Genomic DNA, 11,741 nt, shown 5'->3' with positions numbered 1-11,741 from the left:
AGGTTCACCGCCGTACAACCAAGCATCGTCTGTTAGGTTAGGGAAGCCTTTTTGACCACGTGCATCTGAACCGTGACATTGAGAACAGTTTTGCAAAAACAGACGTTGTCCGACTTTAACCGCTTCCTCATCGCCAGCAATATCCGGGATTGAACGCAAGTCTGTGCCATTCGAATCGTATGCCAAGCGCTTAAATGCTTCTCCAAAGTACGCATCAGCATCATCGAGTTCTTTTGCGTACTGGACGAGCTGCTTACTACTCTGCGCATTCGCTATCGATGCTTTTGACTCTTCCAAAGAGCGAACGGTTTGATCCGAACTTTGCCAACCTAAAACCCCTTTGAAGTTACCCAGACCTGGGTAAAGAGCAAGGTAAACGGCGGCAAATATGAACGTACTAATGAATAAGTAAGTCCACCACTTAGGTAGAGGGTTATTCAATTCTCGAATACCATCATACTCATGGCCCATGTCAGCACCGTCTTCAACGCCCATTTTATCTTTCAGGCACCAAATAAGTACGGCCGCACATCCAACCAACGTACCGATAGTAATGATGATTATCCAAAGACTCCAAAATGTAGTCATTGCTTCGTCACTCCCTGTTCTTTAGGTTCCGTGTTTTGTTCGTCAGCAAACACTAAATTTGCGTCTTCATCGAAGCGAGCTTTACGGTTTTTGCCGTACGCCCACCATACAATTCCAATGAAGCTAGAAAACAACACGACGGTCCATATACTGTGAATAGTACCAATATCCATAACTATTCCCCTTATTTCATTGCATGGCCAAGAGATTGAAGATAAGCAATGATGGCATCCATCTCTGTTTTTCCTTCAACATCTTTTTCAGCACTGGCGATCTGCTCATCAGTGTATGGAACACCAAACTGATTCTTAAAGATCAATAACTTATTCTGAGTGTGCTTACCGTCAAGGGTATTCTCCTCAAGCCAAGGAAAACCAGGCATGTTTGACTCAGGAACAAGTTCACGAGGATCAATTAGGTGTACACGATGCCATTCATCAGAATAACGACCGCCAACACGGGCAAGATCGGGACCTGTACGCTTAGAACCCCATAGGAATGGATGTTCCCATACGTGCTCACCAGCAACAGAATAATGACCGTAACGTTCAGTTTCAGAACGGAATGGACGAATCATTTGGCTGTGACAAACATTACACCCTTCACGGATATAGATATCACGACCTTCCATCTCTAGTGCCGTGTAAGGGCGCAAGTTTTCTACAGGCTCGGTTGTCTGCTTTTGGAATATAAGTGGCGTAATTTCCACTAAAGCACCCAAACTGATCGCTATCACAATCAGTATGGCAAGCAAGCCGACATTGCGTTCAACAATTTCATGGCGATTGTTCGAATTAGAGCTCATTCTATAATCTCCTTAAGCCGGTTGCTGGATAGCTTTTAGGCTATCTTTTGGCGCGGCGATTGTCTTGTATGCGTTGTATGCCATTAAGAACATACCAGCAAGGAAGATAAAGCCACCAATGAAACGAACAGTATAGTAAGGGTATGAAGCTTGGACTGATTCAACGAAACTATACGTTAGCGTACCGTCTGAATTGACCGCGCGCCACATTAGACCTTGCATAACACCTGATATCCACATGGCTACGATATAAAGAACCGTACCAATCGTCGCCAACCAGAAATGCACATTGATCAAGCCAACTGAGTACATGCGTTCTTGATTAAATAGGCGAGGAATAAGGTGATAAACCGTACCAATCGTGACCATTGCAACCCAACCTAATGCACCAGAGTGAACGTGACCAACCGTCCAATCAGTATAGTGGGATAGGGCATTAACCGTCTTAATCGACATCATTGGGCCTTCAAATGTAGACATGCCGTAGAAGGATAGAGAAACCACTAAGAAACGTAGGATTGGATCATAGCGAAGTTTATGCCAAGCACCAGACAGCGTCATAATACCGTTGATCATACCACCCCATGACGGAGCAAATAAAACCAAAGACATAACCATACCTAGCGACTGTGTCCAGTCAGGTAGCGCGGTGTAGTGTAAATGGTGAGGACCCGCCCAAATATAGAGCGAAACAAGCGCCCAAAAGTGAACGATGGATAAACGGTAAGAATAAACTGGACGTTCTGCCTGCTTAGGGACGAAGTAATACATCATACCTAAGAAACCGGCAGTTAGAAGGAATCCAACCGCATTGTGTCCGTACCACCACTGTATCATCGCATCTATCGCACCCGCGTAAATCGAGTAGGATTTTCCTGCTGACACTGGTATCGCCATACTGTTTACAATATGTAAAACGGCAACGGTGATGATAAAGGCTCCAAAGAACCAGTTTGCTACATAAATGTGTGAGGTTTTACGCGTGATCAGTGTTCCAAAGAACACGACTGCGTAAGCGACCCATACCAATGTAATAGCAATATCGATTGGCCATTCTAGTTCTGCGTATTCTTTACCTGAGGTAAGCCCCAAAGGTAGAGTAATTGCAGCGGCTAAAATTATCGCCTGCCATCCCCAAAAGGTGAATGCGACGAGAGGGCCACCAAATAAACGAGTTTGACAAGTACGCTGCACAACATAATAAGATGCTGCGAATAGCGCGCTTGTACCAAACGCAAAAATAACCGCATTAGTATGCAGAGGACGTAGGCGACTGTATGTCAACCACGGCGTATCAAAGTTTAGCTGTGGCCAAACTAGTTGAGCGGCAATCAAACAACCAACAGCCATACCAACAATACCCCAAAGAATAGTTACAAGGGTAAACTGGCGAACGACTGTATAGTTATAGTTTTGCTCAAGCTGCTGTTCTTGGCTCATTTGCATGCTTCCATTTTTTTATTAACTACACTTTACTTCCAACACGACTAGTGTCGTAATGCCACCCAAATCCTTTGGAAATATAAGCCTTATATCGGCGTTTCAGTTCCATTATCAACTTTTAAAAAAGTGGCACTTTCAGGACGAAACTATACTTGAATTAACAATTTAATGACAGCTTAGTAACCTTGCTAATGGTCAGGTTTTGAGGGTTTTTTTTAAAAATTTGAACTTAATTACATGGAGGCATAAAAACAATGGCAGCTCAACCCCTAACTAAAGGACGATTTGTTCAAATAATCATCACGTTGTCTATACTGGTAGGTGTATTTACGTGGCGCACGATAACCCATTCACAAATTCAATTAGTGGATTGCAACTACCAAGAACTGTGTTTATTTGATGTAAAAAACAACACTTTGGAGGCCAGATTTAACCAAGGTAAATTAAAGCTAGATTTCAACAGTGAGAAGGTCACTGTTTCGAGTGACTTAATACCTATTGAGACCGATGGACTGTTCGTATGGACATTGCCCAAGAAGGGACAAAATACCGAGATAATGTTAAATGTAACCCTCGAAAATAACGACATATATCAAGTTAACATTATAAATTTCAAGCAATGAATCATTCATAGCTTGAACTAATAGGTCCAAGGGCAAATCTATTGTATAAATAACGTCACGATTTAGCTCATTTAATACATGTTATGCAGTTTATTACCCGAGTCACACATATTGAAGATGAACACACTGCCATAGAAGAATTATTGAGCGGGTTGGATCGTGAGGACCTTGCAAGCATAATCTGCTATTACACAGAAAAATACGATCCCCATGAGTTACGACACGCTTTTAACTCATCTCTAACAAATATCTCTATCATTGGCTGCTCAAGTTGTCAGGGAATAATGACAGAAAAGGGAGTACATTTTGGCAATGTGGTCGGCATTTTGGCTATCTATGATATTGATACAAGCGCTTATGGCTCAGGTCTGATCGAATTAGCAAGCGATTGTAATATAAAGCAGGCGACATCTAATGCACTAAATACCGCTCTTAATAATGCTAAGCGTGTTGGAGAAGTACCAGGGTTTATTATCTTACATGCAACACCAGGTATTGAAGAATCGATAATTCAAGAAATTGATAATGTTTTTCATACCAAAGTACCCATCATTGGCGGAAGCGCTGCGGACAACAACATAAAGCAGCAGTGGTCCATTTTTACAGAATCAGGGGCAACAAACACCGGATTTGCACTACAACTCTTTTACCCTTCACAAAAAGTCACCGCAGGATTGAGTGCAGGGTACACGCCAACAGAGTTCAAAGGTACAATCACGAAATGTAACGACAGAGAAATATTAGAGATTGACCACCAATCAGCGCAGGACGTCTACCTGGAATGGATCAGCGATCATGCGGGAGTAGAAGTACCCACACATTTTTCTTTTGAAATCGTGACCGAATATCCTTTAGGGCGAATGGTCGGAGAAGTTTACACCACACCTTACTACAAGTTATCTCACCCCATAAATATAAGCATAAACAAAGGATTATTACTGTTTACTAACGTAGCGGTTGGGGATGAAGTTACCTTAATGTCCGGTGACCGAGAGCAACTTATTTCTCGTGCCGCGCGAATTCTTAAAGAAACCAAACGAAACATCCACTCAGAACAACTGGTCATTGGCGCTATCTGTATCATGTGTGCAGGACCCATGCTTTACTTAGAAGAAGATATTCACGAGGTAAATAGACGAATAAGAGCTGAACTCAGCAACAACCCGTTTATCTGCCCATTTACCTATGGAGAACAAGGACGATTCATTGGTGGCGAGAATGCCCATGGTAATTTAATGGTGTCATCTGCTGTCTTTCATTCCTCTTGGTAGCAATATGGAATTTAAAGCGAAAGAAGAATTAAACGAAATCCTGCTAGAGCTTAAACGAAGCCAACAGCGCGAGGCGAACCTAGCTATAGAAAACAGGGCGATTCTTGACGCAATATCCGCCATTACAGGTGCTCAAAATCGACACCAAATTTTCCACGAGCTGAAGCGAATATTGGCTTTATACATCGATTTTGATGATTTTGTCGTTTTAAGTAAAACACAAAGTGATTCGGAATTTAGGACATTTTTAACATCAAACTCGGCTTTCGTTAACGTCAATTGGCCAGTAGGGGAAAAGTTTACTCGAGTCCTAAATGGCGACCGAATTATTCTTTTTGAGCCAACCATTCTCCCTGAATTCTCTCATTTAAATCAATTTGTTAAAGACCAGATTAACGCAGCGATCATTACTGGGATAAACACGACAATCTCTCAATCAGTTATCTTATTATTGGGGCAAAGAAAAGGTCAGTTCCCAATTTCCTCACGCGATACGTTGTCACGTTTTGAACCGCTATTGGAGCGAGCGCTCATTGATATAGAGCACAAAGAGAGCCTCCAAGAATTAGTGCTGATCCGAACAGAAGAACTTAAACTGGCAAGAGAAAAAGCTGAAGAGGCAAGTAAGGCGAAAACGCAATTCTTGGCAATGATGAGTCATGAATTAAGAACACCGTTGAACTCGGTGCTTGGTCTCATTGACATTCTGGAGTGTGAGCTTGTTGATCGCTCGCAGCTAGAGACACTGAGTAAAATAGAGTCTTCTGCAGAACTATTGCTAGTATTGATCAATGACATTCTAGATCTGACCAAAATTGAATCGGGTAAATTCTCTACGGAATATCAGTGGATTAAGCTGCGAGAGCAACTGAAAAAGACCCTCGAAAACTATGTTATTCAGGCAGAAAAAAAGGGATTAGACCTGAAGGTTGACTTCGATACTATTGATCGAGAATTATACTGGATCGATCCTACGCGTCTATCCCAGATTGTATTTAACCTAGTTGGTAACGCGATTAAATTTACCACAAAAGGGACGATTTCTGTTTCCGCTAAAGTGCAAGATAAACGACTAGAAATAGTGATCATAGATACCGGAATAGGCATTGAAAACGGTAGAATACCCACTCTATTTTCTCCCTTTACACAAGCAGATAGTTCAATCACCCGAAAATATGGGGGAACAGGGCTAGGGCTCACCATAACTAAGCATCTCGTTGAATTAATGAACGGGCAGATTCACGTCGAAAGTACCTTAGGTAAAGGATCTTGCTTTACAGTGCTCATCCCAGTCAATAAGAAAAAACAGAGTAGTAACGCTAAGAAAAAAACATCGATCCCAGACTTTACTCCGGAAATAGAAAATGTCTTGGTCGTAGAGGATACGAAATCCAACCAAATGGTCATCCGACTCTTATTAGAGAAATATGGTTACAATGTAACAACACTATCTAATGGTCGGGAAGCAGTGGAATACTTAAAAAATGACAGCTTCAACAAAATAGACGTTGTTATTATGGATATTTCGATGCCTATCATGGATGGGTTGACGGCCACCAAAGAACTACGCACATTTAATGAGACAATCCCCGTCATAGCGCTAACCGCGCATGCGATGGAGAAAGACAAACAAGATTGCCTAGAAGCGGGAATGAATATGTTTGTCTCTAAACCAATAAGACGCCAAGAAATACTTCAAGCACTCTATGAAGTTGCCAAAATACAGATTAACTAAAGGTTACATGAGTAACGTTCTAAACTAATAATCACTTATTATCGCCAGATAAATAAATGATTATTAGGTACTTTATGGTAAATAGCTTTATGTTCAATAGATAGGTGGCAAAGAAGAGATGTGACAAGTGAATAGACGTGAACCAGGCTACACCCGATTTTAATTTACCATAATACACATAATACGCACTTAATTGTATGGGTTATTTGGGCTGATTCTAGCGTATTCATCCGTTCTAAAGCTTGTTACGGCTAAGGTTTGTTAGTCGCAACTCCATCACTCGTTCCATTGTCTCTTATAGTTCGTGATTTGACGGAAGAAACTTCACAAATCTTTAGTTGAAACATGAATACGTATGTATTTTTCAGGCTCGGTAAATCGGAATTTTTTCTGTTTCTTAAGTATTTTTTTACTTTCTCGGCACATTTTGCTTCCACCCGTGCCATGAACTCTTCGAACAGTGGCATAGCTCTGCTTCAACTTCATTTCTAACATTAGATCGCAGAAATCGTTATCTTCAAATTCGAGTTTTCTCAGCTGCTTACTTAGATGCTTTTTGATCTTCTTTGCCGTCGCGTTGTAATCCGTATCGTCTTGACCCCACGCAGAGCCAGATAAGAGCACCGTTAACACTATTAGTCGTACAATCATAAGTACCTCCTACGAAGTAGCTTAACAACTGCAGATTAAAACGCCTTAAGTGAGGTTAAAATTATCGAGGCACGGCCTGTCTATGTGTAATAACGTTGTTGAATAACATTGTTTAACAATGGACTAGGCTCTTTTATTGCTCGACTTATTTTTAAAACCTTGATGTGGAAAAACATTCCGTATTCTTTGCTGAACCTTTTTGGGCACGGCCTCAGAAAACACCAATTTAGGCCCGGTACGCTGTTGATATACTTTAAAAGTGCCATCAAAAGGTACAATGCTGGCTATATCTTCAACACTTGTGCGAAATTTTGCAGGGAAATGCCCTTTTACTTTCGAAATCTTCCCTGCAACAAACGTTACTTTCAGTACTGGCCGGTCTACAGCAACAAGCCAAAAGACAATGATGGCACCGATGAGAATGACATATAACATGACTTAACCTCATATCTAGTAATTAATTGGAAAGCAGCTTACTCAGATCTTGCTTGAGATCATTCACTGTCTGGCTGGCCTTTTCACTTCTCGATGCTTCAGTAAGAAGATATTCAATCGCGTCAGACAAGGTACAACCTAGCTCATTAGCGCGATAAGAGAGTTTTTCCCAAACTCTATAATCGAGGTCGATGGATTTCTTTTTAGTGTGTATCTGCTCTGCGTTGAAGTGACGTTTACGTTTTGCTCGTATCGCCTGTTTCATTTTGTTATCTAAATTTAAAGCCATGTGTTCTTCAATCCAGTCAAGGACTAATGTGGGCTCGTGCTCCAAACTTTGCAGCGCTTTAACCGCAGAGTCAGCTTCACTTGAATCAATATGGCGGGTTATTTCATCACCTTCTTTCCATTTTTTAATCAAATATTGCCACTTCCATCCACATTCTAAATTTTCAAGCTGTTGATACTTCATTTCACTATCCATTGACTGTCTATGGTGACAGCGTAACTCTACGCCTGTTATATAACAATTATCTTAGTTAAAAAAATAGAGAAAGATCATTTTATCTATGCCCAAATGCCCTTTTACGTTACAATTTTCAGTCCTTAATATGTCTATGATGATAATGAATGAATCAAGAAATCTGGCGCGCGGTCACGCCTCAATACGACGCTTTTAATCAATCAATTGAAGGTATTACTTCAATCCCACCTAAAGCGTTTATGGCAACTCAAACCCGCCTTTCTGGAGCAATTGATCAATTTGTTGGACTTTCTGGCGTTTCAAGAGTCATGATGATTAATGCGCCTGACAACGCTCTATATCGAAACCTGATCTCTGAAAAAGTTAAATCGTGTGTCGGCGCTCCCACTTCGGTGATCTACAGCGAAACTTTAGATTCAACAAAGGTCTTTGGCCAATACAAAGCTGAAGATGGCGAGCTCAAACAGCATGTCCCTGGCCTATTAGATCATGCAAACAATGGGTATCTGATTCTTAGCGCGACGTTCTTATTGGCGAACCCAGCTAGCTGGTTAAAATTGAAGTCCGTTGTTTTAGGGCAAAATACGTCACCGATTAATCTTGATCCCAAACACGAATTAGATCAGGCGATCGAAAACTATTACAACCTCAAAATTGTTATCGTCGGAGACCGCGAGCAACTCGCTGAAATAGACTATTTAGATGCCGACATCCATACCGGTTTGTGCCTATTTAGTGAGTTGGAACTTGAGCTTCCGTTGTCAGACTCGACCATTGAACTTTATCTAGGCTACCTTAACTGGATCACAACAACCTACTCGCTTCCTTTTATTGAACCCTCATCTATTAAACGTTTGCTGCTTGCTGGTGCTCGTTACACGGAAGATCAAGGTTACGTTCCTGTCTGTTTGATGTGGCACCTGGCTCTATTACAGGAAGCAACGCTAGTCTCAAATAATCAAAGTATTCGTTTTGAAGACATAGATAAAGCGATTGATAACAAGAAGTACCGAGAGTCCTATCTTCCAGAGCGAGCTCTATCTGATATTTTGAATGGTCAAGTCATTATTGAAACAAAGGGCGAACAAGTTGGTCAAGTTAACGCATTAACCGTCGTTGATGTAGCGGGACACCCTATTTCTTATGGCGAGCCTGCGAGAATATCGTGTGTTCTCCACTTCGGTGACGGTGATGTCTCTGACGTAGAACGAAAAGTCGACCTAGCCGGTAACCTGCACGCAAAAGGCATGATGATCATGCAAGCGTTTGTCAGCAGTGCCTTAAATTTTGATGAGCCTCTCCCTTACTCTGCTTCGTTGGTATTCGAACAGTCTTATTGTGAAGTGGATGGCGACAGCGCCTCACTTGCTGAGTTGTGCTGTTTTGTCAGTGCACTGTCTGGCTACCCTATTACACAGGAAATCTCGGTAACTGGAGCGGTTGACCAATTTGGCCGAGTGCAAGCGGTTGGCGGCCTGAACGAAAAGATTGAAGGTTTTTACCACGTATGCAAACACCAAGGGTTCACTGGCAATCAAGGGGTCATTTTACCGCGTTCAAACCTGAAACACTTGGCTCTAGACAAAGCGGTGATTGAGAGCATCAAAACAGGAGAATTTCATATTTGGCCCGTATCAAACGTTGATGAAGCGGTCCCTATTTTAATTAACAAACCTTTTAGAGGTGATGACGACAGCAGTGTCGTTAGTAAAATCGCTGAACGCATTGAAAACTATGAAAGACTTGAACATCCGCCTGGGATTATTGAGCGGTTGAAAAACTGGTTCTCATAAAACTGATCGGAGTTGTTTAGCGTACACCTGTTCACTAAGATGCACCTATCAGAAATTGGAGTGATTGATATAATGCAAAATAAACGTGATTCTTACGACCGTGATGATCTTCTAGCCTCTAGCCGAGGTGAACTATTTGGTCCTGGATACCCGCAGCTTCCTGCGCCAAATATGTTAATGATGGACCGCGTTACGAAGATGTCTGAAACAGAAGGCGATAACGGAAAAGGACTAGTATTAGCTGAGCTTGATATTACTCCAGACCTTTGGTTCTTTGATTGCCACTTCCCTGGCGACCCTGTAATGCCAGGTTGTCTAGGCCTAGATGCCATGTGGCAACTTGTTGGTTTCTACCTTGGCTGGGTTGGCGGTAAAGGTAAAGGCCGTGCACTGGGTGTGGGTGAAGTTAAGTTCACTGGACAAGTTCTTCCAACCGCGAAAAAAGTAACCTACGAAATTCATCTAAAACGTGTCGTTAACCGACGTTTAGTAATGGGTGTCGCTGATGGTCGTGTTCTTGTTGATGGAAAAGAAATTTACGTAGCAAAAGATCTTAAAGTGGGTCTTTTCCAAGATACGTCAGCTTTTTAAGTACGAATGGATTAGTAAGCGACTCATTGAGTCGCTTTATTTCTAACTATAAAATTAGTTATAGTGCGCCAAGGGCTGCATATATAGCCCCTTTCGGGGCTAATGTTCCTTTTTACATTGTATGCAGAAGGAAGTTATTTATAGAGACCCGCTTGTTTGTCATCTCTGGCATCACGCCAACCGCCTAACCAATATGATTTCACATCCATTTGTTGATACGGGCAATTTTCGGAAGAACGTCCGTTTAGCCCCGCTTTGTAACCTTGAGATTGTGCTCTTTCTAGGCGGTCACGCTTTTGTCTCTTCATAGTGTCGTCCTCTTACATATACATGGTTTCTTAACGTACTACTATTAAATCTAAATGGAGTTAATGTGACTCCAATATTAAGATTCGATCAAAATCTGAGTTTTCTCAAGTTAAAAAAAAGCACAGCACCAAAAATGTGATGCTGTGCTCTAGATTACAAATTAACCTATTTCCTACGGAACCCGAACAGCCCAATAAGTGCAAACATGGCCCAGCCTATGCTTCCACCTTGTCGCTCAACAACCGGCTCTTCAACACCACGCGTTACAATGTGACTAACCTCAGCGCCTTGCTTTGGTATTAGCTTAACCGCTACCGTTTTTTCGGTCTGATTACCACCACCGCAGTATGAGTTGTGGGTCGTATTATCGTAACCCCCAACACATTTTATAGCCGTTGCTGAAATAACACCGGCATCATTGATATCTGTCGCATCGATAATACGGTACTGGTTCGCATGACCATTAGGGTTATTGTCGTTAGTTAAGTTATCAAGAAACTGAGCTTTGTTACCAAAGATCGCTCGACGTTCACCAAACTGCCCCTTGAAATCATATGGATAGATAAAACCACGTTTCCGACGAGGCTTACCATCATTTTCTCGCGTATCTTCTGCGTCAATCTGCCCTACAATTTCGTTGTAGTTATTGACTGCGCCCGCTTTACCACCAGCACCAGAAAAGAAAATCCCACCAGACAGGAAAGTTGCAGATGGTGATGATTTGCTTGCATCACTCACAAACAATAAATTACCTGCTGCACCGTTTTGAGGGTAGAAACCACTTCGCTTTGCTTCACCAATCACAAGCAGATTATTGTTAATACCTGTTGCTACTGAATTACTGTGGATGGTATCCCCATTGATGCGAGATTCAGCGCCAGAGATGCGTCTTGTCGTCCAATCTCCAGCGGTAGTAAAAGAGGTATTCGCGACAAAGATAGACGCATCGACATAATTATCATCGGTATACGTATTGTAACCCACGGCATAAACGTCAGATCGGAAGAGCGGTT

The 11,741-nt window shown here is 41.9% G+C and carries 13 protein-coding genes; 4 read left to right on the top strand and 9 right to left on the bottom strand.

Translation table 11 applies throughout. The features are described from left to right. From ACP45E_RS15825 to ccoN, 4 genes are all read right to left on the bottom strand, one after another. Positions 1-588 (bottom strand): cbb3-type cytochrome c oxidase N-terminal domain-containing protein (locus ACP45E_RS15825; protein WP_141707364.1); only part of this gene is annotated, 588 nt, incomplete at its 3' end. Beyond that, the gene (locus tag ACP45E_RS15820; protein ID WP_017034269.1) at positions 585-761 is read right to left on the bottom strand and encodes a cbb3-type cytochrome oxidase subunit 3; all 177 of its coding nucleotides are present in this window, start codon (positions 759-761) and stop codon (positions 585-587) included. The genes ACP45E_RS15820 and ACP45E_RS15825, both read right to left, overlap by 4 nt. Positions 762-772: 11 nt before the next feature. After that, on the bottom strand, positions 773-1,393 hold the full coding sequence (ccoO, locus tag ACP45E_RS15815) for a cytochrome-c oxidase, cbb3-type subunit II (protein WP_017034268.1): 621 nt from the start codon (positions 1,391-1,393) through the stop codon (positions 773-775). Positions 1,394-1,405: 12 nt separating this feature from the next. Next, the gene (ccoN, locus tag ACP45E_RS15810) at positions 1,406-2,833 is read right to left on the bottom strand and encodes a cytochrome-c oxidase, cbb3-type subunit I (protein WP_017034267.1); all 1,428 of its coding nucleotides are present in this window, start codon (positions 2,831-2,833) and stop codon (positions 1,406-1,408) included. A gap of 778 nt (positions 2,834-3,611) precedes the next feature. On the opposite strand from ccoN, the gene ACP45E_RS15805 reads away from it, so the two are divergent. Both ACP45E_RS15805 and ACP45E_RS15800 read left to right on the top strand, forming a co-directional pair. Beyond that, the gene (locus tag ACP45E_RS15805) at positions 3,612-4,730 is read left to right on the top strand and encodes an FIST signal transduction protein (RefSeq protein ID WP_026026718.1); all 1,119 of its coding nucleotides are present in this window, start codon (positions 3,612-3,614) and stop codon (positions 4,728-4,730) included. 4 nt (positions 4,731-4,734) lie between these two features. After that, positions 4,735-6,465, top strand: coding sequence for a response regulator (locus ACP45E_RS15800; protein ID WP_017038604.1), 1,731 nt, complete (start codon positions 4,735-4,737; stop codon positions 6,463-6,465). A 324-nt stretch (positions 6,466-6,789) separates the two neighbouring features. Here the strand turns inward: ACP45E_RS15800 and ACP45E_RS15795 are convergent, their stop codons facing one another. The 3 genes from ACP45E_RS15795 to matP all read right to left on the bottom strand — a co-directional run bounded on the left by ACP45E_RS15795 (position 6,790) and on the right by matP (position 8,023). Then, positions 6,790-7,116 (bottom strand): hypothetical protein, encoded by a 327-nt coding sequence (locus ACP45E_RS15795; protein ID WP_017034263.1) that lies wholly within the window; start codon positions 7,114-7,116, stop codon positions 6,790-6,792. Between the two features lie 123 nt (positions 7,117-7,239). Continuing rightward, positions 7,240-7,551 (bottom strand): DUF3634 family protein, encoded by a 312-nt coding sequence (locus ACP45E_RS15790; protein WP_017034262.1) that lies wholly within the window; start codon positions 7,549-7,551, stop codon positions 7,240-7,242. A 22-nt stretch (positions 7,552-7,573) separates the two neighbouring features. Then, complete coding sequence (gene matP, locus ACP45E_RS15785) at positions 7,574-8,023, bottom strand: macrodomain Ter protein MatP (protein WP_017034261.1); 450 nt, start codon at positions 8,021-8,023, stop codon at positions 7,574-7,576. A 158-nt stretch (positions 8,024-8,181) separates the two neighbouring features. Between matP and ACP45E_RS15780 the strand changes: the two genes are divergently transcribed. Next, entirely contained in the window at positions 8,182-9,828 is a 1,647-nt protein-coding gene (locus tag ACP45E_RS15780; RefSeq protein WP_017038605.1) for a S16 family serine protease, read from the top strand. Between the two features lie 72 nt (positions 9,829-9,900). Further along, a complete protein-coding gene (gene fabA / locus ACP45E_RS15775) occupies positions 9,901-10,419 on the top strand; it encodes a bifunctional 3-hydroxydecanoyl-ACP dehydratase/trans-2-decenoyl-ACP isomerase (protein WP_026026719.1) in 519 nt (172 codons plus the stop codon). 134 nt (positions 10,420-10,553) lie between these two features. On the opposite strand, the gene rmf is transcribed toward fabA, so the two are convergent. Continuing rightward, positions 10,554-10,727, bottom strand: a complete 174-nt coding sequence (gene rmf, locus ACP45E_RS15770; protein WP_017038606.1) for a ribosome modulation factor — start codon at positions 10,725-10,727, stop codon at positions 10,554-10,556. A gap of 166 nt (positions 10,728-10,893) precedes the next feature. Beyond that, a partial coding sequence (locus ACP45E_RS15765; protein ID WP_141707363.1) for a DUF3466 family protein occupies positions 10,894-11,741 on the bottom strand: 848 nt, incomplete at its 5' end.

The organism is Vibrio genomosp. F10 str. 9ZD137 (assembly GCF_049974785.1).
Classification (GTDB): Bacteria; Pseudomonadota; Gammaproteobacteria; order Enterobacterales; family Vibrionaceae; genus Vibrio.
This window is presented reverse-complemented; position numbering and strand designations above follow the sequence as displayed.